Raw genomic sequence first — 23310 nt, forward strand, 5'->3', positions numbered from 1 at the left:
GTATGAAAAGAGTTTTACTTACTTTATTATTTATTTTTTCCGCCCACCTAACATTTGCTCAATATCTTAAGTTATCTGTATATTCAGAAGTTAGTATTGTTACTGTTGGACCTGGTGAAAACCTATACGAAGTTTTTGGGCATAGTACCGTCAGAATTAAAGATCCTGTACTCAATTTTGATCTTGCGTATAACTACGGCGTTTTTGATTTTAGCAAGCCTGGTTTCTATAGTAATTTTGCAAAGGGTAAATTGGAATACTTATTAGCCAGATATCCTTTCCACAATTTTATAAGAAGCAACCAACAGGATAAGCGTTGGGTGAAGGAACAAGTTCTAGACCTTACACAAGAGCAGAAACAACAGTTCTTCGAATTTTTAGAGCATAATGCAAAGCTAGAAAATGCCTATTATTTGTATGATCCCTATTTTAATAATTGTGCGACAAAACTTAGAGATATTTCTAGAATCATTTTAAAGGATAGTATTCAACTAGGAGATGAATATGTATCTGGAGATGATACTACGCTTCGTCAATTAATGAATAATGAATTATACTGGAACACATGGGGAAGCCTAGGCATTAATATTGCTTTAGGAACGATTTTAGACAAAAAAGCTACGGCCGATCAGTACTTATATTTACCAGACTATGTCTTTGAAGCTTTTAAGAAAGGAACCATAGTCAGGGATGGTGTAGAGATTCCTATTGTAAAAAAAGAAAACGATATCCTTGTTTTTGAAGAGACCGAATCTTCATTTACCTTCCTTAGTCCTTTAGGAGTACTCTTCTTATTTTTATTTATTGGGATTTTGATTACCTATAGAGATTTAAAAAGAAAGCGACGATCAAAGTGGTTTGACTTTACATTGTTTTTTATTACCGGTGTTATTGGAATAGGAATTGTTTTTTTGTGGTTCTTTACAGACCACAAAATTACCCCAAATAATTTCAATGTTCTTTGGGCTTTCGCCCCTAATAGTATAATTGCTTTTTATTTATTGAAAAGAAATCCAAATAGCTTAGTTAAAAAATACATTTGGATAGTGCAAATATTTTTAGCAGTACTAGTAGTTATTTGGCTAACAGGAGTTCAGTTATTCGCAATATCTTTGATTCCTCTATTGCTCCTTTTAGGAATACGGTATTACTATTTATTGACCTCTAAAGAATAAGACGGTTGTTATTGTCTTAATCAATATCTTAAAGTCAATGAACAAACTTTGTTCTTTAATATAATAAAGGTCGTATCGCAGTTTTTTCTCTTGTTCTTCTACACTTCCTGCATACGGATATTTTACTTGGGCCCACCCTGTAATTCCAGGTTTTATTACGTGCCGTAATCCATAATAAGGGATTTCTTCTTCCAATTTTCTAACAAATTCAGGGCGCTCCGGTCTTGGGCCAATAATACTCATATCTCCTTTTAAAATATTAAAGAACTGAGGAGATTCATCTAATCGGGTATTTCTTAACAACTTCCCGAATGGAGTAATTCGCTTATCATTTTTTATGGCCCATACTGCTCCATTTGATTCAGCATTAACAATCATGGTTCGAAGTTTATATATCTTAAATGTTTTACCCTTTTCTCCTACTCTTTCCTGAATATAGAATAACGGTCCCTTGTTAAAAAATAAGTTAACAAGAAAGATTAAAGGAAGTAAAACAATAAGGATCACTATCCCAATAAATGAAACTATCATGTCAAGTAATCTATGAAACAAGACATAAAATTTATTATCATTATTTCGAATCAAGTTGATATTATTGTAAAAGTCAAAATTCAAATACTCTTTTGGAATTCTGTCAGTTATTTCCTCATAGAATGATTCATAACTTTTAATAGTTACTCCTTCTTCAAAAAGTAAAACCATTTTTTTATTAATATTAACAATCTCTTCTTTTGTAAATCCTATCGGCGATATGATTATTTCTGTAATCTTCTTGCTGATAACAACATCATATATTTCTGCTTCTGAAACACAATGCAAATTACTAAGAGTTTCGATTTCTTTATCGGATAGATACGCCGAAATATTATAATGTCCATTACTATCGATCAAATCAACAATGTTTTCAATCTTGGAAGAATGAGAGATCAACAAGATATTCTTAAAATATTTTGGTGTATATAATAAGGTCATGTATAAAAATCTCCACAATAAAACAGGAACGGTTATTGCTAAAAAAAAGTAAACAATTTGTATCCTATTCTCTGGCAAGGACGGTGATATATAGGGCGTTAAGAAATAGAAAAGTGTTGTAACTATAGTTGTTAAGAAAAGGCTTTTAGTTACAGAAAAACGATTGCTAGAGACTTGAAGATTATATAACTGAAACACTTCACCGAACAAAATAAAGTAAAAGGTAAATGTCATCAACCAAATAATAATATTTGGGTTCTGATAATTAAAGTAGTCAAAACTAAAGAAATATGAAGTTAAGCCAAGGCTCAGAACACTAAATACAACGTCAAAAAGTCTTAATAAAACTTTTCTTTCAGATATTGCAAAATGTATTGATTTATCCCCCATAGTTCCCTCCTTATAACACTTAGAAGCATTCAAAAATATAAATTTAAATACTGAATGGTCGACTCATTCAATAAATAATTTCAAATAATCACGACTTAACTTTTCATAAGTATGATGCTTCAGCAAAAACTCATAGCCATTTGCCCCCAGTTTTTCTATTTCGTTTTTATCCATAGAATGCATTTTTTTTATTCCATTTACAATTTCGACAGAATTTTCTGGAGGCACTATTAAGCCACAATTAGCTTGTTCTACTTGATCATTAATATGTTCAGAAGATTCTAGAATTGGCTTCTTTGCCAGCATATAATCAAAATACTTATTGTAGGATACTCCATAGGTATACAGTTTGGAACTATATCGACTTAAGTAACAAACAGAGAAGTATGAAATAACCTCTTGTACCTGGCTTTTTTTGACTTTATCTATAAATGTAATATTATTTTGATCATCAGAAATCATTTGTTTTAAGGTTGGTTTTAGCGGACCATCTCCAACGATTACGAAATGAAACCTATCGTCATCTTTTAGCAACTTGCTTGCTTCAATAAAATAACTCATGGCATTTGCAAAACCAAGTGTTCCGGTATAACCAATGATGAATTTTTTTTGTTTTACCTTCTCTATGATTCCTTTAGATAATCCTTCTTTTTTTAACAAATTTTGATCAATGCCATTAGGAATATATACAAACTTATTAGGGTCTTTCGATATTTTGTCTACATATTTATAGGCGTTCGGAAGCAGACTCACAATGTTATCAGATTTACGATACGCATATTTTTCAAACCATGAAACTATCATTATTAAAGGGTTATATTTTGACATTCCTTTTAACAATATTGGAGTTAGGGGCCAAAGATCTCTAATCTCAACAATCAATTTTTTAGCACCCAGTTTTTTCTTGAAATAGTTACCTACTATAATAGGGAAAATTGGCATCGATGACACAATAATTATATCAGGCTTTGGAATAGATTTGATGTTTAAAAAGAATAATCTTATCGTAAACACAATATTACTTAGAAACTTTCTATATCCTCCATCATTATATTTTGAACATTTTACCCAACAAAAGGTAATATCGTTATCTACTTTTTCTATAGTAAGTCTTTTACCGTTTGTTGTGGGTTGCTCTTTAAATAGATGATTATAACTGCCAGAAAAAATATAGGTCTGATACCCTTTCTTTTTCCACTCAGCAGCCAAAAACAAATGTCGCTCTCCCCATCCTGAGTTCAGCGTACCAGCTGTTTGATTTATAATCCAAATAGTTTTTTTCATCTAAGATTGGAAATTACGCTCTGAAATTTACCATTATTATTCTTAGGGATACTTTCTAAGTAGCAAATATTTACTTGTACTGAATCTCCAAGTAAATTCTGGACTCTTTCTCTAAAAACTAATTCTGAAGATTTTTCATATGCATTATCAACAACCAGGTTTAACCTAATTTTAAGTAAAGATTCTTGAACAATTTGTCCAGCAATCAATCCATTTATATCTAAAAATATTGAATGGAATCTCACAATTTTTTTTCCATCCGACGATTGTAAGATATCTTCAACTCTCCCCCATATTTGATCAATCTTCAACATTTGCTTTCCACTTTTAGTTGTTTGATCTTTAGAGATTTCCACTTTATCTCCAATTTTATATCTTATCAATGGCTGATCATAGTTCAACAGTCCTGTTGCGACAATTTCTCCTATTTCGCCATTTTTAACATCAACTCCATTTTCATTTACAACTTCCATAATACCAGAGTCTGGACTAAATAAAAAATCTCCGTAAATATCTTGGGAAATCAATCCGCAGGCCTCAACCCCACTATAAGCATCAAATGTTTGACAACCATATGCTTTTTGGAATGTATCTCTCATTTCTTTTGTCAACTTTTCACTGGAGGTCAAGATCGCTTTAAGTTTTGGCACAGTAATTCCTTTTTTAACCAATAGATCCGCTAAAAAATAATTGCTCATGGCATATCCAACCATATAATCGATCTTATGCTCATTAAACGCTTTTGCATAAGCCAATACGTTCTCCTCAGAAATATGATAAGCCGAAAAATAGGTTTGTCTTTCTGCATGATTATATCTATGATAAGGTGGCTTCGCACTAGAATCCTTTAAAATTTTTCTTCCGCCAATCATTCCTCTTGACATCTTATAATCTACACCCGCCCAATTACGGACTCTACTTTCATAAGCGGCATTCCATTTTCTTTGAAACTCTTTAGACATAAATACACTTATAGGCTTTCCTGTACTTCCACTAGAAGCATAAAACTGACCTCTTTTTCTTGAGCGAGATAGTAATTCTGTTTTTCCAAATTTCCTAAAGTCATCTTTCTCTAAATACGGCAATGATTTTAAGTCCTTTAAGCTAAAGTTTACAAAATCCTCTCTTTTGAAACCTTCTTTTATGTATAGCTTATGATAATAAGGTACAGTATCAAAAGCATGAATAAGTAATTTTTGTAGTTCTTTTGTTTGATAATTTATCCACTCATCATGCGAATAACTCTCTCTTTCTTTCCAATACGTAAGTTCTTTTTGAAATCCTTTTCCAAAACGCCTATTCTTCCAGTAGTAACCATAAAGTGTGATCAGTATATTCTGAACAAAAATGGGAGATTTATAGTATAATGAGTTCATCATTTTTAACTTAAAATTGATTTCCATTTTTCTGCGACATATGTCCAATCAAAGTGTTCTACCTTTTTTCTAGCTTTTCTAGCCATGTTAATGGATGTTTCTTCTATCAATTTAGAAATTTCTTGAGACATTTGTTCTGCATCATTACAGTTCACCAAGATACCATCGACTCCATCCTCTATTAAAAAAGGCAACCCTCCTATATTCGTACTAATAACAGGTAAACCTAGCGCCATTGCTTCAATAACGCTTACAGGAGTATTATCAATGTTCGTAGTGTTAATAAAAACATCGTAGTTTTCTGACAAATGATGCCATTCTTCTTTTCTCAGAAGTCCAGTGAACGTAACGGCGTCTATCAGCTCGTACATAGATATCAGGTTTTCGCAAAGTTTTCGTGATTGATCCTTTTCTGGTCCAACCATACAAAGTTTGGCCTCAGGGTATAGTTTCTTCACATGATAGAGTACTTCAATCGCCATTTGTGGATTGTATATCTTATCAAAAGCTCTAACCCACAATAAGTTTGGAGTGATTACTTTTCTTTCTTTATAGAAATAATCCTTTATTGTAATTACATTAGGAACATACTCGGTTTTATAATGCTTCTTTTCAAAATGTGTTTTCAAATACATAGAAGGAGCAATATTCTTATATGAATTTTTAAAAATTGCTTTACACAACGCCCGGTTGTTATCTAGTCGTTTGGGTAAATTCCCTCCATGCAATATAGGAATATATCTTATTTTTAAGGCTCTGGCTAATTGGGATACCACCAAAGCATAATAAAAGTTAAGTGTGCTGAAAGTGTCAATAAGAATGTAATCCGCAGTTCTTGAATATTTCAGCACAGTGCTACACATAGCTAATATTCTCAAGAACTTATTCTTTTTCCCGGATGATTTTACGACTTGATACCCTTCTGTTTCAAAAAGACCACTCAATGTATTCATTGTCGAATTATAATTTGATCTTTTTGAAAAATCATTTCCTATATATACAATGACCTTTTTATTCATCATCATAAATATCAATAAGACAAAGGCCATAAATAAAACTAGGAAATGCTATCCGCATGGCGGAATGCCCTATGGTTAAAAACCAAAACAAGAAGAACGCAAGCAAAAAAGCTTTTTGATAATTATTAGACCTAAAAAACATAATTCCAGGAATACCAATTAGTAAAAATAAACTTGCCAATCCAACTAGACCATGCTCTTCAATAAGTCGACCGATTTCATTATGAGATGCGGCCGTTACTTTCTTGATACCTTCTATTCTTTTATATTTACCATTACCCACACCGATACCAAATATGGGTGATTCATAAAAACTATTAAGCTGTTCCTTTAATATATCCAACCTTCCCGATGTAATGTCTTTTTTAGCTACTCCTAGGGCATTTTTTCCTGCATATCTGTTATTTAACATGCCTCCAGTAATATTTGAAGTATATAGCCAAACTCCAGCTAAAACGAAGAACGAAGCTCCTAATATTTTTAACGTTAGTTTGATGCTTTGCTGCTGAGATAATACATAAAAAATTAAAAAGAACGCAGAGCAAATGGCTGCTGCAATAACTCCTCCTCTAGAGAACGTTAATAATCCTCTGTAAATCAAATAAACCAATAATATCCCATCCAAGAGCATATATCCCGTTAACTTTCTTTTTGTAATTAAAAAAGCGCCAATAATAAATATTCCTAGGCCTAAAATGGTAGCAACTTGGTTTGGTCCAAAACCTCCTGAGGTTCCAAAATTTGCAACAGTTCCAAAAACGATTTCTTCAATGCTTGGAGTCCTAAAGTATAAAAATGAAGTCATTGAAATAATAGGCATAAGCATAAAAAACATCGCATGGAACAACGTTTTCTTACTTATTTTCCTTCCGTAAAAATGAAACGCACAAAAACCTAAAATAACTGGGCCACTTAAATTAAATACAATCGAATTCCTTATAGAGTCACCTGCCGGAACACTGGAAAAAACCACGCCTAATAACAGTAGTAGTATATATAAGATAAACAAAGCGTTGGGTTTATTGGTGTTTCTACCATAAATACTACCAAGAAGCAAAAAAAGAAAAACACCATACTTACCTGTTTCATAGAAGATGAAACCTTTAGTCATCCTAAAAAAGACTTCAGCACCAGTTAAATATGCCGCTGCATAGATTGCCGCTTTTTCACTACTTCTAGCTTTAATGATCCAAAGAACACTTATTACTACTAATATTGTACTAAGAAGTTTGGATATTGGAACAAATGCAACTACCGCGCCAATAAGCGCATGTAGCACTATTAAATTAAGTCTGTTATTTAAAAGAAAAAACCTCAATAGTTATTGATCTAATTCAAAGATTTCTGTTTGGATTCTCTTCACATAATTATCATATGTAAAAACATTAGAATCTTTATAATTATCCTTTATTATTCCTAAAAATACATCATTTGTCATGGATGTAGATACTTCTGCAATACTTTTTAATCTCTCTGCAGTATTTGGTTCAATTAAAAAGCCATTTTTACGATGTTCAATGTATTGATCTATACAAGAAACATTAGAACTAATTGGGATACAACAAAAATTCATAGCTTCTCCTATAACCTTTGGGAAACCTTCACTTTTTGACGGCAACAATAAGAAATGTGATTTTTCATACACCTTTATCAATTCACTTTTGTTCAAAAAACCATAAAAGTTAAATTTGTTTTTTAAGCTCCTCGCTTTTGTTGCATAATCTTCTTTTTTTACACCATCTCCAACAACGTTTATCTCCCCAATTCTTTCATCATAAAAAGAAGAAAACGCATCTAAAATCTTATCTACTCCCTTCTGACCATTTAACGCACCTACAAAGCAAAAGTTGATCTTATGCTTTATATCCTTTTCTTTTAAAAATGTATTTCCTAGTATTCGATCTTTAGCGGTTAAACAAGGGTTTTCGAAAGATAAAATGGTATCCTTAGATTCCCAATTACCGTTGATGGTAACTTTGCTGTTATTCCCTAATTTTTTTAACAGATTTCTTTGAGCTCTGTAGAACCAAGGAGCATCGTCAATCCAGCTTCCGGCATACTTATGCCAAAATCTTTTTCTTTTGAAAAAAAACGAAAAAATCATAGACACAAATGCCGGGTGCGATGGAGATCTAGTATGTATATATTTTGATCGTCTAATGTATTTGTATATTGAGAAAAACATGTACGGATACCTAAGAATCACTTTCAATTTGTCAATAAACCGCTTACCTCCTATTTTTTTAAGCGGTACAATTTCTATACGAGCGCTACTAATTTCGTCAAAGATATTTAGGGTATCTGGATTCTCATCTAGATATCCAATCCATATAATCTTATCAAAGATATCTAACAAGTATTCAAACTCGCGAACAACTGGCCCAAATGCATATTTTCTTCCATTATGCATTAGCATACCTGTATCCGAGATCACTAAGAGCTGACTACCTTTTGATATATGTCTGTACATAATTGAATGTATTTGGAAGGAGAAAAAAGCTTTTCATAAATAGTGCTCAACTCCAATCCTTTATAATTTGATATTTCTTTTATCTTCTTAATCCATAACGATTCTTCAAAACTTGATAAGAAAAATTCAGGAATTTCTTTTTCTAAAAGATTACTAACCTCTCCTGTTTTATAAGAGACAAATGGTAAATCTTGAGCCAAATATTCTATAAGCACTAATGGACCGCTTTCTTTAGTTGAAGACATTAATGCTAGTTTAAATTTGGGTAATTGATATTGAACATTATCAATCTCTGTCATAAATGTGACTCTGTTACCTAAGTTCAATGTATTGATACGATCTTTCAATTGTTGAAAATAGGACAAATCCTGTACTTTTCCTATAAAGGTAACATCCTCATGTATAGAAGGCATCAGGTTTATTACGAACAATTGATTCTTTCCAGGTTTTATATTACCTACAACAACAATGCCTTCTTTATCTTTAGCCAATACATCTATTCGCTCTTTAAGTACGGTATTATATAATAAGAATGTTTTATTTTTTTGAACGCCCAATGTGTTCTTTGACCATTCTACTAACTGTTTTGAAACTCCAATAAAATAGTTTGGCCTAAGAAAGCTCTTTAACGGTATGCTTACATGGTCAAAATTACTAGAATGATCATGTAATATTATTTTTACATTTACTCTAAATATGGTGGCAATTAACTTTATATAGACAAAATTGTGTCGCATATGTACATGCAGAATATCATATTGTCTTAGTATTTTGGAGAGTGCATACCATTCACCAATACCATATTTTGCTTTCCTTTTAAAATCGATTCTTGGAATCTTCTTCGAGAGTGTACCTTCTAGCTTTCCTTTACGCCCAAACACCAAAGCAGAAACATCTATTTTGTTAGAATGCAACAAGTTGCACATGTTAACAAAAACTCTTTCTGCCCCACCTACATCAAGAATATCTATAATTTGTAATATTTTCAAAATATGTTATTACGAATTGGGCTTCCTTGCCTCGACGACTAATGTTTCGTCTTTTCTATATGGCTCTTCTTTTATTAATCTAGGATCTGTTCCTTCTTCTCCAAAAGCTACTTCTTTCACATCAACGAAACCTATTTCTTTTAATGTATTTACCAATAATTCTTCATCCCATACAGAATAATGTCCGTGGTTTTGCGTCAGGTGACCAATTGCTTCTGCTTTATATTTAAAATGTGGTAACTCTATTTTATTATTATAGAAATCGATAACCCTTTTCAAATCTGGAACATTAATTCTCAACCAAGCACCAGGTTTTAGCACCCTGAAACATTCTTCTAATAATTGATTTGCATGATTCGGAAAAAGATGCTCAAGCGTATGTCCTGAGTAAATACCGTCAACAATATTACTATCACAATTTAATGGATCTCTAAGATCAGTTTCTATATCAGGAATGTTTCCCTGGTATTTTTTCCAAAACTTTCTAATTCTCGTTTTGTAAAAATCAACATGTACCCAGCCATCGGTATAATGCCTTCCAGCACCTATATCCAGAAAAAGCGGACTTACATTCTTTTTCTTATTAATATTGCTCTTATGCTTGAAAAAAACTTTACCGAGTTTACCATTTAATTCAAAGAAGAAAAGTGATCTAAAACTAGGTGCGCTAATATCTGGATATATTCGTCTCATTTTTTAATCATTTGGTTGGCTAAGTAATTCTTTCGACTCAATACAAATATAGTAGGTACCAATAAAATTATGCCTATAATTATTTTTATAATTTTTTTAAAGACATTGCCTCGTACTATAAAAGTTCCTCGGAGGTTTAAAAGTAAAAGATAAAAAACATTCTTTCTTGGAAAATGCTTTTTACTTAAATATATCTCTGAATAGTGCAATAGTCTTCTTTTAAACACACTCTTTCTAGAAGCGGAAAACGTACTCTTCCTTACTTTATGTGTTCTTAATCCTCCTATAGGTGCTCGTAAGTGTAATAGGCGTAGCTGATTGTTTTTTACGCTTAAGGCGCCATTCTTAACCAATCTAAGGCCTATTTCTTGATCTTCACTCTGCAATTGGTCCATAGCTTCGTCAAATCCATCTACATTTTCTAACAAATCTTTTCTTACCACCACATCGTTTGTTGGAAATCCATCGGAAAGAAACACGTGTTTGGTCGATCTATCCATAAAATCAGTTCCTACTTCATCTGGAATACCACAAGATACATCTGCATTATATTCTTGTAATGTTTTCAAATGTCTTGATAAATAGTCTTTAGGAAATTCTTTCATGTCATCATCTAAAAACCAAATATAGTTTCCTTCGGCAGCCTTAATTCCTGTATTTCTTGCCGAGCATTGACCTATCTTTTCTGTAGTAATATATTGTATAGAAAGATCTGAAAACTCTTCGAGAAACGTAGAATTTCTTTCTTTGACTGGCGTTTGATCTACAATCACGATTTCTTTAGGCGATGGAACAAGTTCTCTAAGTTCTCTAAGCTCTTCTTGTAATACCTTATATCTATTTAATGTGGCAATAACAACTGAAACCTGTACTTCACTTATTGTGGTAAGGTTATTATCATTATACCTTCTCTTAATAGCACTGTTCTTTTTATTTCTTTTCAAAGACATCAATCTTACAAATGTATACGGACTTATGCTGAAAACCTTTATCATATAGCACCATATAAAGGCCTTTTTATCCAAGTTTTTCTTTATAAATGCCAACTCATCTTTAGGCCTTATCTTCGTATTTATTTCATGTTTCACATTCATAGCCAGATTTTTACTAAATCTAGGCATTGCTCCGAGAATCATAGCATTATACCCAAAATCCAACCCTATAATGTCTAGAGAGTTACTGTAATTTTGAAGTACAACGGACTCAAATATATTTCTCTCAAGTAAACATCCTTTAAATGTAACTTTCCATGAAGAGTGACTTATAGATGCATCCACTCTCACATTGTTCATATTTGTAGGTTGAACAATTTCTATTAGACTAGGCTTATCTTTTAACCCTAAAATGGAGCCTATATGCCAAAAAGTTCCTTTCTCTTTTATGACATCTTCTAATTCTTTGTTGGACGGTAACTTATTCTTAAAGTCCCAAAATAAAATATAATCTATATTTTCATTAAGAATAGAGGTTCTCACCTCTAAAAGTGCTTTGGTAGTATATTCTATAGAATAGACAGGTCCATGACTCCATGTGACACGCTCATCTCCATTAAATAATACTAACCCTATTGCTTTCATTTTCTAAAAATAGTATTAAAAACCTCCAAGAAAACAGTTTTCTTGTCCTTTTCAAGGCTTTGTCCAAAGAAATCGTGTATCAATTTTTTCCGGGCCTCCTCATCTTTATGAGGATCTTTCATATACGCCTTTACTTGTTCTTCGAAATCATCAAGATCATATACTAAAGAAACAGCTCCACTAGCTACAATAGGTTTATAGTGGTCAAAATCATAGATCTTTCTATAATCATTTGGATAAACATCCACATTTGGAGGGTTAAATGCAATGTTAAGCACAGGTATATTATGTATCGCTAGATCTAGACTTACAGTAGAAGCTACATTAATTCCAATACTAGAGTACTTCACTAAACTTGTAAATAATTTAATATCCTTTAGTGTAGGGGTTAAATGGTTCAGCTCCCAATAATGATCAGGAATTTTGAGAGAACTATCCTGATCTCGTAAGGCATAGTATACGCTATTATCATCTTTTGCATATATACGAACAACCAGTTGTAAGTTTGGATCTATCTTTTTAAGCCTTTCATGTAATTCTGATACAATAATGTCTTCTTTAGGTGTGTAATAAGCCATCCCTGTTGAATACAAGATGATCTTCTTATCGTACTTTATTTCAAGTAAATCGTATAGCTCTTCTTTAGTATAGATAAAGTCATCAATAAAATGAAAGTCAAATTGAGGACTACCAGTAACAAAAACTACATCGTTACTAAGAAATGGATAATATTTTAAAAGGTCCCCTTTTATTTTTTCATTCCAGGTAAAATAATAATCATAAGTTGGTATAATTCTTCCTTGGGAAGTAAGATTATCCCATGAAAATAAAAAAGCAGCCGTTTTAATGTTTAATTTTTTGCACGCGTATAAAAGATCCAAAGAAAAGTAATTATGAATATGAGATCCATTAAATACTAGGTTAGGTTGTATTTCATTGAGCAATTTTTCAAAGTACTTTACCTTATTCTTCTTGTACTGTAACCTCACATAATAGGAAGTAAGGTTTTTTAGCTTTTTATCGGATGCATAATTGTACGCAATTTTTTTTCTTATTTTTCTTAATAGAGATGATAAAAAGTTCTTTTTGCTATCGACATCGTCTTTTAGCAATTTTAAATTTCCTGTAACAGAATTTAAGTTCTTTGCATGTGCGATTTGTATACACTTTTTTACTTCTGATGCGTACTTTTTATCTTTACTCTCAGAGTCAAGCTCATATAAATAATCGCATTTACCTTTTAAATATGTTTTAATTTCTGCATTTGGAATTACTGAGAAAAAAACAAGCTCATATTCTTCCTTAAGTGCATCTGATATCCCTGAATACACAAAGTTCTTGATGGCCTCTCCTCTTGGTAATATGACAACTAGCTTTCTTTTCATATGCATCTTAATTTCCATCTATTATAAAAGCTAGGCTCAACCATTGCCATATATGAAAACTTGAATCGTTATTTCCTTGTTTGTATAAAATCCATTCTTTTTCTAATGCCTCCGTCTTGAACCAATCGCTATAAACAGAGTTTTTGATCCTTTCTAACGAATCGCCCACCAAACTACTCAATTCTTTAGAAAGCCATTCTCTTTGAGGTGTTTGTAATGGTCTCTTAGGAGCATATGAAATATGACTACTTAGAGTTTCTGAGACGATCTCCCTAAGTAAATACTTTTGAACTCCTTCTCTGATCTTATATTTCTTTGGCAAAGCAAAAGCAAATTCAACCAATCTATGATCTAAAAAAGGCTCCCTTAACTCCGTACTATATGCCATGGAAATTCGATCATTAAACCTCAACGCTCTCGGTATTTTTGTGTAAAAAAGGTCTCTATATTGCTTGTTTAAAAGTTCATCTTCAAAATATTCAGGGTATTCCGGTTTTTGAGCACGCGTCAAAAGTTCATCGGACAATACATTTTTTCTAAATGGAGATGTTTTAACTCCTTGAATGACTTGTTGGTTATCAGTATTGAAGTAGTAATCATATCCTGCCCATTGCTCATCCATTCCCTGACCATCTAACAACACAAGAACATTATCTTTTCGAGCTTTTTCGAATATCTTGGCGTATGCTATGGTAGGAATTCCACCATAGGGTTCCTCTTGGTAATCATGTATTTTTAAAGCCAAAGATTTGACCTCCTTTACAGACAATAACACCTCGTGAAGCGGATGCTCAGTATATTCGATCATTTCTCTCGCCCATGGTAATTCATCATACATTTCATTATTTGTATAAAATGTATAGGCATTAATTCTTTCTGAATCTTGAGTCTGATTAACAAAAGATAATAGTGTAGAACTGTCTAAGCCTCCACTTATGTTAAAACCAACGGTTACGTCGGCTCTAAATCGTAACCTGATACTGTCCTTTAAAAGCTCAACATATTGATTTCTTACATCCTGATCCTTAAAGACAGCTTGTTTTTCTTTTATAATATCTTCGAAACAATACCATCTGTTGATGGAAATTTCATCTCTATCTATTTCTAGATAATGCCCACCTTGTAATTGATGTATATTTTTCCAAAAAGTTTCTGTAGGCATTCCATAACTACCATAGCAAAAGTAATTTGCCCAAACTGATCTATTAGGTTCTTTATTTATACCTAATGCGTGTAAAGTCTTTATTTCAGAGGCAAAAACAAAGTTATTTCGATCTTGATGGTAATAAAAAGGTTTTACACCGAAACGATCTCTAGCTGCAAAAAGTTTTTTATGCTCACTATCCCATATAGCAAACGAAAACATTCCGTTCAGTTTATGAAGACATTCACTCCCCCATTTTATATAGGCGGCCAGTAAAACCTCAGTATCTGAAGAAGTAGAAAAAGGATACTCCAAATCTTTCCGTAGCTCTAAATAATTATAGATTTCTCCATTGAATATTACGTAATATCTTTTGGTTACATCATGAAAAGGCTGATTTGCTTCAGGGGAAAGGTCTATTATTGAAAGTCTATTATGACCTAAAGCTATTTTATCATCAATATAGATTCCTGTATCATCTGGACCTCGATGCATTTGCTTATCCAGCATTGCTTCTAACGAAGCTCTTGAGGCTTTTTCTCCTAAAATACCGGCAATCCCACACATAGGCTACTTATTTAATTGTATTGCTAGTTCTTCAGCTTTTTCCCAATCTGATAGTGTATCAATATTTACATATGTATCTTTTGAAGACTCTATGTACCCGATAGTATCGCCAAACAAGGATTTTCTTTCTTTTAAGATATTTGTTCTTGTAATATAGATACTGCCATCTCTATGAAAAGCCTTAGGTAATTCCTGTCTTCTACTAATAATTTGTTCATCTCCGGTTGCTATTTTAAGCATATTATCATCATTATGTATAAATGCCCAATGCGGATTATATTCATGCGGAATTTCGAGCACCGATACTAATGAATCTATAGATGTTTCTTTAAATTTTTTAAGGGCTTGATCTAAAAATGCTACTGTTCTAAAAGGCGTAGTAACCTGCAATATACAAACAGCATCAAAATGAATGTCTTGCGCTTCATAAAAATCTAAGACATGTAGCAATACTGGTAGTGTTGGCGTATTATCTTCAGCTAAATGCTTTGGTCGAACAAAAGGAACTTCGATTTGTAGGTCTTTAGCGACATCTATGATTCGCTGATCTTCGGAACTTAAAATTACTTTTGACAATTGTTTAGATGCCAATGCTATTTCTGAAGTATAAGCAAGTAAAGGTCTACCATCGAGCAGTTTAATGTTCTTATTTGGTACTCCCTTAGAACCACCTCTTGCTGGTATGATCCCTAAAATATTCATTTAGTATCGTATGGTTTTATAAAAAGTAAGTGGTGTCTTCGCAATAATATCCGCTATCCTTTTTCCAGAAAGGCCGTCTCCATAAATGGATTCGGAAGATAATCTACCCAAGGTCATTCTTTCCTGTATTGCTTGTTTAATTTTTTCTTTATTGTAGGAAACATCTACAACATTACCACCTCTTTGTCGTCTATGTTGTCTTGTGCCAATATTAACCACGGGAACACCTAAAAAAGAACATTCTCGAATTCCTGCACTTGAATTTCCTATTAAACATTTACTATGTACTAGTAATTTTAAGAAATCATCAGATTCCATGTTTTTAAAAAAGTGAATGTTTTTTGGTTTTGACAATTCTCTAAACGTTCTTATTCCGTTTGAAGTACCATCTGATCCGGCATCTACATTAGGCCAAAACCAAAATGTTGGAATACCAAGTTCATGAACCGCTTCTAAAGTCTTGAGAACATCTTCTCTAGCCGATTCATATTCTGTTGTTACAGGATGTTGCATTACAACAACATACCCTTTTTCCCAGTTAATGGTTTCTCCCACACCTCCATACTTTTCAATAGGGTCAAAACCTAAGGGCTCTTGACTAATTTTTGCCGCGATATCTATAGATGGACATCCAGTATTAAATACCTTATCTGGATCCTCCCCCATATGTACCACCCTCTCCAATGCATCTTCGGTAGAGACAAAATGTAAGTCCGCCAATTTGGTATTCGCATGTCGTACCTTTTCATCAATATTACCTGTAACCTCCCCTCCTTGTATATGAATCAGAGGTATATTTTGATAAGAAGCCGCTATACTGGTAGCAATGGTTTCAAATCTATCGGCTATGGTTACTACTGCATCTGGTTGAAGCTTATGAAATACGTTGGCTAGTTCCATAACTCCTAAACCTGTAGTTTTAGCCATGGAAGTTGGATTTTCACCTTCTAAGACCATAAAAACTCTTTCTGTAATCTCGAAACCATCTCTTTCTATAAAATCAACTATACTTCCATATCGATCCAATAGTGCAGAACCCGCTATAACTAATTGTAATGCTAGATTTGAATGCTCTTCTATTGCAGAAAGCAATGTCTTTACTCTACTATATGAAGGTCTGGCAGTTACTACAACACATATTTTTCTTTCTTTCATTATTCTTTAGTTATATCATTTTCATTTAAAAAACTCCATTTATCCAAGTCTTTATTTAATCTTTTGCCAAGAATAGTTTCATATTGATTTGCCGAAATACCATATCCTTTTGGTTTTTTTGTTTCAAGATCAGAAAAATTAATAATATGTCCTTTTTTAAGGTCTTTATTTATCGCCAAAGACTTTTCAAAAATAGCTTTTAAATGGTCAAAATTCTCTGTATTATCTTTCTTTACAGGATGCTGAAAGGCAATATCTAAATTCCGTATACTTTGCACCAGCTCTTTTGTTTGCTTCATGGTTAAAGAAGAAGTAACATCAGGACCAAACATCTCTTTATCAAAAACAGTATGAAATTCTAGTATTTCTGCTCCTAATGTCCTGGCTGCTATACATGTAGCTACTTCTGAAGAATGATCTGAAAAACCAATTGTTGTTTCGTATCTATGCTTTAATTCAGATATCATATTGAGACCATATTGCTCAGGAATGGTAGGATATGCAGTTGTGCATTGCAATATTGAATATTGAACTTTCCTTTTTTTCAAAAAATCTATAGTGGCATCTAGTTCGGAAAGAGAACTCATTCCTGAAGAGATGATGATTGGTTTTTTGGTTTGAGCAATTCTTTCTAATAACACAAAATTACTAACTTCTCCGGAACCTACTTTATATCTCTTTACTCCTACTTCTTCTAGTAAATCTACTGCTGCATTACTAAATGGAGAACTCATAAATTCAAGGCCTACATCATCGCAATGCGCTTTTATTTCTTTCCATTGATCTAATGAGAATTCCATTCGTTTCCAATAGGCCATTCTCGTACTATCTTGTGTAGAAAATTGAACTCTGAAAGGTTCATGAATACTACTTTCCGCTTCAGCAATGTGGGTTTGAAATTTTATAGCATCACAACCTGTTTTAGCCACGGCATCCACATATGCGTGTGCCATACCTAAACTACCATTATGTGCTTGAGCTATTTCCGCTATTATAAATGTCATTTATATTGATTCTATAAAAGTTTCGAATTTCTTTAATTGGCCATTTAATGTAAAAGTGTCCAAAAAAGTCTCTTTTCCTGCTTTACCTAAATATGCTCTCTTTTCTGGGTTTTCCAACAAAGACTTTATTTTGACCGTCATATCCTCCAACGTATCACAAAGTAACACATTTTTATCATTTATCATTTCTGGAAATGCTTTTATTGAAGCTTTTGTTGCCACAACTGCCTGCTCAAAATTCAAAGCTACCGGTAACCTGGTGCGTGTTCCTGTATTATATTCCCAAGGAATGATATGAATATCACTAGAATACATTACAGTATTCAAGTCTTCAACAAATCCTTCAACCTTGATAGCGTGGTCCTTAACTTTTTCTAACAAACTCGGAGTTGCGTGAGACATGCTCCCTACTACCTTTAACTTTATAGTTGGGTGTGATTGCTTTATTCTTTTCCAGCAAACATCTAAGAATCGCTCTAGACCTATTCTATTAGCAGTGGTGTTCATCCCGCCCAAATGAACTAATGAAGTCTCACCTATTTCCTTAACAGTTTTCTTTGTGACATATGTAGTAGGTAAGTACAATGCTTTTTTCTTTGTTATTTTTTCAATTTCTATCGATTCTGTATACGATCCGGATACAGAGGCTGTAAAACTTTTTACCAAAGAAAACTCTCCTCTTTTCTTTTGAAACTGATGAAACTTTTGCTTTATCGTGTCTCTGTTTTTATGTTTTGCTAATTTATATTCCCAATCATGATGCGAATAAATGGCTTTCACTTTTTCCTTTAATCGAGCATAGAGAATTGCCGTCCAACGCCATTCGCACCAAACCAGATCATATTTTTGAGCATGTAATAGCTGCCTTAAGTTGTTCAAATTTTTTCGATTTAAGAAAGCATATTCGAACCTTAAAGGATCGACCAATGCATAATACAGCCTTTTAAATCCTTTATTACCTGGGGTTTCTACGGTGTAAAACGGAGTTATTTCCTTAATATGGTCTTGTACTTTTTGATAATCTTTCGGGTTGTATTTCGTGATATTATCCCATATGCATACAATTAAATGAACTTGATATCCGATTGCATGAAGAAGTTGTATATGGCTATAATATACAGAAGCTCCGCCACTTTTATCAGGAGATATTTCTCCTGCGTTTACCATAAAGAATACTTTCTTATCCGACATCTTTCTCAATTTTAGTATATGTTTCTAAAACTTTCTTTTGGATATCAGTATATTCCAATACTTTGACTTTCTCTTGATTTGTTTCAAAAGCTTTTTTAATGAGTTCTTCATTTTTTAGAGCCAATAGTATTATTTCAGCAATTTCTTCGATATTTTCTGGATTATCAATCAATAATCCATTAACGCCATTTTCAATATAATCTTCTGTAACACCTCCTGGATTAGATTGAATTGGAAAAGCCCCTAATAGCATAGCCTCGAGAAGCGTGTTTGGAATACCATCAGAAATACTATTACCTATCGAAACTTTAGCATTTCCGAATTTTTGCAGTAATTCTTCCTGAGATATTTGGTCAAAACGTGAGGAGTACTCGATTTGAAGATTAAACTTTCTGTTTAAATAGGCTATTCTATCTATAACTTTATCGTGTGCAGAGTACACATAAATTGGATACGTTCTTAACTGATCTACTATACTTTCTACAGCGCTTAATATTTTTAAAGCTCTACCTGCCCAATGATCATAACCCTTTATTAGAATAAGTTTTCTTTTCGAAACAGGCTGCATATAATGTCTATAAGTTTCAATAGGATACCCTCCTCCTCCTGGCAAAATTGGCATGACCTTCATACTAAGGTCTAATTTTTTTAAATAATCTTCATCTCTTGAATTATCTACATATGCATAATCTATCCTATTCAACACCCTTTTTATCTTCTTTGCATGATATGGGTGATCCTTGTACAAGAAAAGATCGCTCCCCCAAGATGAATATGCCCATTTAAAATCAATTTTCTTTTTTGCCTTTAATAGATGATACGACTGTGATTGCATTTCCAAGGAATGTACAAGATCTGGTTGTATTTCGTTTATAACTTCTATCAATTTTTCACTAGCAGTTACTTTTAATAACGGGCTGATATAATCATAAATTCCTGGAAACTTTTTATACACAGTATATTCACCACGTATTGGCTTTACTTTTCTTTTTGACCAATCAGTAAAAAAATGGGTCCATTTTAATGTTTCATGTATTGGTTTGTCCAAAGCATCAAATACAAAAATTTCGTGCCCAGAATCTTTAAGTTGATTAATCCATCTGGCCGAATGAATATATTGTTGGCAAACAAATAAGATTTTCATAGAGTTTATATGTAAAATCTAAAATTAAATGACTCTTTAGCTCTTTGTATTAAATCATTATACGCCACATACCAATCGTGAATATCATATAGATTTTTCGGAATTTTTTCTATATGTGGATTTATCCGATCGTTTTCTTCATATATAGAAATGGCATCATTGACACCCTCAATCCAATCATCAATCATATTTGGATTTTCGATAAGCTTTCCATATTCTCCTTCGTTTAAAAGCTCTGACACACTTCCATTGTTTGCGGCAATACAGTATGCTCCCGACTTAAGTGCTTCTAATAGGCTTAAACCAAATCCTTCCTGACAAAGTGTTGGAAACAAGTAGAAGTCTGACAATTGATAATATTCTATCAATTCGTTATTGAGCAATTCTCCAAAAAAAGTAACATTTTTAAGTTGTACATCACGAGTTAAACCAATAACACAAAGATGAATATTACTATGAACTTTGGTAAGTTTAGACCACAATTCTAATGTAAGATCTAATCCTTTCTTTTTCCTATCTTGAGAACACCAAACAAAAACCAATGCTTCTTTATCTATTCCATGTTTTATTCTTAACGCTTCTTTTTCCTTGGGTATAACGGGTTTGAAAGTATCAGAATCTACACCGTCCGGGCATATTGTTACTTTCATAGGAAAAGTGTTTAACACTCGCTGGAAGCTTTGGTATGAGCTCTTGGTAAGTAATACCAATTCATCTATTTGTGATAAAATATGTTCGTCGGAAGTAAATGGATAAAAGCTATGAAAATGGTATTGCACATAGATTTTCTTTCTTAAGTCATTTTTCTGTATATATGCTAATACTGCTTTAAGCATTCCAAAATTGTCCTTTACTTGTAAGAGGATTCTATCCTCTTTACTCACAACACGTCGTAATGCTCTGATATAGGGGTTGAACCTATTCAATGGTTCTTTTTTTGATCGTATCTTATCAAAGAAGGAAACCTCGTCTATAAAAATCTGCTTGGGTTTCTCCATATGCTCTGCAGATCTAGGCCCAATAACATAATCTAATTGATTCTCTCTCTTCAGTAAATAATCCATTTCTGTAGTCCAACTACCAACAGCATTAAACGGTAACCAGGCAGTAGACATCAAAACTGTTTTTATCGTGCTCATACTATTATTTTATCTCAATACCTCTTATAGCAAAATTAGCCCCATCAATAGCCACAATATGTTCATCTTCCTCCAAAAAAGAAACATGATGCAAGGCATCTTTTATCATTCCTTTATTTTTATAAAGAAAAGGCTTTTTTATCAGTTTTTCCTGATATTCTTGTTTAGATATTTTCTCTATTCCAAACAAGTTGACTCCAGATCCATATCCCTCTGTAGCATCTTGAGCTAATCTATAATAGTGATTTTCTTCTTCAATTATCGCTCCTGCATTTCTGTTATTGCTTATGTCTTTCGAAATAGGAGAACATGGGTGTTGTACCCATGTTCCTTTAAAGGAATCAGAATAAAACAATAAAAGCTCACTGGTATTTAGGTTTGTTGTGAACCAATAGTATACAGAATCTTTAATTAAAAAGATCGTATCTACCAACTTCTTGCCTTCAAATAGCACGGTATCCAAAATCCATTTTTTTGGAAAATCTATAGCCTTATATAATCTAACTTGATTAGATTGATAGGACTCCGGCAACATATAAAAATCACCTTTCATCTTAAAAACATATGGGAATGATTGGTGGAATGACTCTTCTAATATCTTTTCTTTATATGTCCAATTGATACCATCTTTACTAGTTGCGTAAGCGATATCTGCATCCTTATAAAGAGGCTTTTTATATTCATATTCAAAAAACATGTAGTACCGATTATTATGTTTGATTAGAAAAGGGTCTGCCACTCCTCCACACTCTTTATTTTTTACCTGAAACCATTGACGTTGTTTAGGAACATCTAACATGGTAATTTCACTTATACCTTTATTGATTCTGAAAGTAGCGATGCTCCAGCCCCTTACCTTGGAAGTAAATCCAAAGAAACTTGGAAGTATTTGCAAGAACTTAAGGATAAATTTATTGGAGTGCGTTCTTGTTCTATATCTTAATACCAATATGGCAAAGCTCCATAGGACTATACATACAAATATGATATAAACAACTTTCACTAATTATCCATTTTTTCAATCACCAAATATGTATTCCCAACCATAAAATTCTCAATAGGTAATTTTTTGTATTTATTTGCGAAATTTGGCTTCTGCTTAGAAATAATTGGCTCGTAATAATCTTTTATATTTTTTGGGAAGTTAGGATAAATAATATACTCCTCATCCATTTTTTTCTTGTCCAAAAAACAAGAATACACAAAAAACTGATACTTAATATTTTTAAAACTGTCTAAAATCCTAATGTATTCATTAATTCTCTTCCTATTAGACATCCCTCTTTTGTTTACCATCCATTTATATGTAATCTCACTAAAGGTTAGAAAGTCATATTCTTGATCCAAATGATACCTGAAATAATTATAGGGTTCAAAATCTATATGATGTACCATTTTCCCACCTATTGCCAATAGATCTATCATTCTTTTAAATGCAGGTTTTAAGGCATATACTTCTTGAATTACCTGATTGGAAATTATATAATCAAAAGGTTCTTGGTACAAATATGGGTCTTTTGTGGCACTAATTTGTTCAATCCCTTTTCCGTAAATATATTTCCAATGATTCTTAGGTAATAAAGCATTGTCAAAAAGGTGATCAAATGTATATTTGTTTTGACTTAAAAGCATTCTACGATATACTTCTTTCAGTAGAACCTCATCACGCCTTGCATAGAACTTGTCAAAAAAAACAACTGATTTAGCTCCCAAAAACAAAAACTTAAGGCCAATACCAAAACTGTCTCCTGGTCCTATTTCTAGTATTCGTTTACCTTTAATATCTGTCTCGTTAATCGCTCCATATTTCTTATATCCCTCAAATACTTTATCCAAGGTCTGTAATACGTCTTCTTCAGTAGCATTTATATACCTATTACCAGCAACATGTTCTTTTTTTCCCAATAAAAATTTGACCCAAATTTTAAGGTTAG

General features: G+C 32.6%; 20 protein-coding genes. 1 reads left to right on the forward strand and 19 read right to left on the reverse strand.

Annotated features, from left to right (window positions below):
- Positions 1-2 precede the first annotated feature (2 nt).
- Positions 3-1175 (forward strand): lipoprotein N-acyltransferase Lnb domain-containing protein, encoded by a 1173-nt coding sequence (locus RQM59_RS05970; RefSeq protein WP_349241172.1) that lies wholly within the window; start codon positions 3-5, stop codon positions 1173-1175.
- Here the strand turns inward: RQM59_RS05970 and RQM59_RS05975 are convergent.
- The 19 genes from RQM59_RS05975 to RQM59_RS06065 all read right to left on the reverse strand — a co-directional run bounded on the left by RQM59_RS05975 (position 1155) and on the right by RQM59_RS06065 (position 23281).
- A complete protein-coding gene (locus tag RQM59_RS05975; protein ID WP_349241173.1) occupies positions 1155-2537 on the reverse strand; it encodes a sugar transferase in 1383 nt (460 codons plus the stop codon). The two genes, RQM59_RS05970 and RQM59_RS05975, sit on opposite strands and share 21 nt — an antisense overlap.
- 63 nt (positions 2538-2600) lie before the next feature.
- Positions 2601-3821, reverse strand: a complete 1221-nt coding sequence (locus RQM59_RS05980) for a glycosyltransferase family 4 protein (protein WP_349241174.1) — start codon at positions 3819-3821, stop codon at positions 2601-2603.
- Positions 3818-5200, reverse strand: a complete 1383-nt coding sequence (locus RQM59_RS05985) for a phenylacetate--CoA ligase family protein (protein WP_349241175.1) — start codon at positions 5198-5200, stop codon at positions 3818-3820. Before RQM59_RS05985 ends, RQM59_RS05980 begins: the two co-directional genes overlap by 4 nt.
- Positions 5201-5202: 2 nt before the next feature.
- On the reverse strand, positions 5203-6222 hold the full coding sequence (locus RQM59_RS05990; RefSeq protein WP_349241176.1) for a glycosyltransferase family 4 protein: 1020 nt from the start codon (positions 6220-6222) through the stop codon (positions 5203-5205).
- Positions 6209-7534, reverse strand: a complete 1326-nt coding sequence (locus tag RQM59_RS05995) for an O-antigen ligase family protein (protein WP_349241177.1) — start codon at positions 7532-7534, stop codon at positions 6209-6211. The genes RQM59_RS05990 and RQM59_RS05995 overlap by 14 nt, the downstream gene beginning before the upstream one ends.
- Positions 7535-7537: 3 nt before the next feature.
- Positions 7538-8686, reverse strand: a complete 1149-nt coding sequence (locus RQM59_RS06000; RefSeq protein ID WP_349241178.1) for a glycosyltransferase — start codon at positions 8684-8686, stop codon at positions 7538-7540.
- Positions 8650-9675, reverse strand: a complete 1026-nt coding sequence (locus RQM59_RS06005) for a glycosyltransferase (RefSeq protein WP_349241179.1) — start codon at positions 9673-9675, stop codon at positions 8650-8652. Before RQM59_RS06005 ends, RQM59_RS06000 begins: the two co-directional genes overlap by 37 nt.
- A 9-nt stretch (positions 9676-9684) precedes the next feature.
- Entirely contained in the window at positions 9685-10368 is a 684-nt protein-coding gene (locus RQM59_RS06010) for a class I SAM-dependent methyltransferase (RefSeq protein ID WP_349241180.1), read from the reverse strand.
- Positions 10365-11945: a glycosyltransferase family 2 protein gene (locus RQM59_RS06015; RefSeq protein WP_349241181.1), complete on the reverse strand. Its 1581-nt coding sequence runs from the start codon at positions 11943-11945 to the stop codon at positions 10365-10367. The genes RQM59_RS06010 and RQM59_RS06015 overlap by 4 nt, the downstream gene beginning before the upstream one ends.
- The gene (locus tag RQM59_RS06020; RefSeq protein ID WP_349241182.1) at positions 11942-13330 is read right to left on the reverse strand and encodes a hypothetical protein; all 1389 of its coding nucleotides are present in this window, start codon (positions 13328-13330) and stop codon (positions 11942-11944) included. Before RQM59_RS06020 ends, RQM59_RS06015 begins: the two co-directional genes overlap by 4 nt.
- A gap of 7 nt (positions 13331-13337) precedes the next feature.
- Positions 13338-15041, reverse strand: a complete 1704-nt coding sequence (asnB, locus tag RQM59_RS06025) for an asparagine synthase (glutamine-hydrolyzing) (protein ID WP_349241183.1) — start codon at positions 15039-15041, stop codon at positions 13338-13340.
- 3 nt (positions 15042-15044) lie between these two features.
- Positions 15045-15743, reverse strand: a complete 699-nt coding sequence (locus RQM59_RS06030) for an acylneuraminate cytidylyltransferase family protein (RefSeq protein ID WP_349241184.1) — start codon at positions 15741-15743, stop codon at positions 15045-15047.
- Entirely contained in the window at positions 15744-16898 is a 1155-nt protein-coding gene (neuC, locus tag RQM59_RS06035) for a UDP-N-acetylglucosamine 2-epimerase (RefSeq protein ID WP_349241185.1), read from the reverse strand.
- A complete protein-coding gene (locus RQM59_RS06040) occupies positions 16898-17902 on the reverse strand; it encodes an N-acetylneuraminate synthase family protein (protein ID WP_349241186.1) in 1005 nt (334 codons plus the stop codon). Before RQM59_RS06040 ends, neuC begins: the two co-directional genes overlap by 1 nt.
- Complete coding sequence (locus RQM59_RS06045) at positions 17903-19093, reverse strand: glycosyltransferase (RefSeq protein WP_349241187.1); 1191 nt, start codon at positions 19091-19093, stop codon at positions 17903-17905.
- Positions 19083-20237, reverse strand: coding sequence for a glycosyltransferase (locus RQM59_RS06050; RefSeq protein ID WP_349241188.1), 1155 nt, complete (start codon positions 20235-20237; stop codon positions 19083-19085). The genes RQM59_RS06045 and RQM59_RS06050 overlap by 11 nt, the downstream gene beginning before the upstream one ends.
- A 5-nt stretch (positions 20238-20242) precedes the next feature.
- Positions 20243-21376, reverse strand: a complete 1134-nt coding sequence (locus RQM59_RS06055; RefSeq protein WP_349241189.1) for a glycosyltransferase family 4 protein — start codon at positions 21374-21376, stop codon at positions 20243-20245.
- A 4-nt stretch (positions 21377-21380) separates the two neighbouring features.
- On the reverse strand, positions 21381-22379 hold the full coding sequence (locus tag RQM59_RS06060) for a glucosamine inositolphosphorylceramide transferase family protein (protein WP_349241190.1): 999 nt from the start codon (positions 22377-22379) through the stop codon (positions 21381-21383).
- Entirely contained in the window at positions 22379-23281 is a 903-nt protein-coding gene (locus RQM59_RS06065; RefSeq protein WP_349241191.1) for a hypothetical protein, read from the reverse strand. The genes RQM59_RS06060 and RQM59_RS06065 overlap by 1 nt, the downstream gene beginning before the upstream one ends.
- Between the last annotated feature and the right edge of the window lie 29 nt (positions 23282-23310).

Source organism: Asprobacillus argus (assembly GCF_032248395.1).
In the GTDB taxonomy this organism is placed as follows: Bacteria; Bacteroidota; Bacteroidia; order Flavobacteriales; family Flavobacteriaceae; genus Polaribacter; species Polaribacter argus.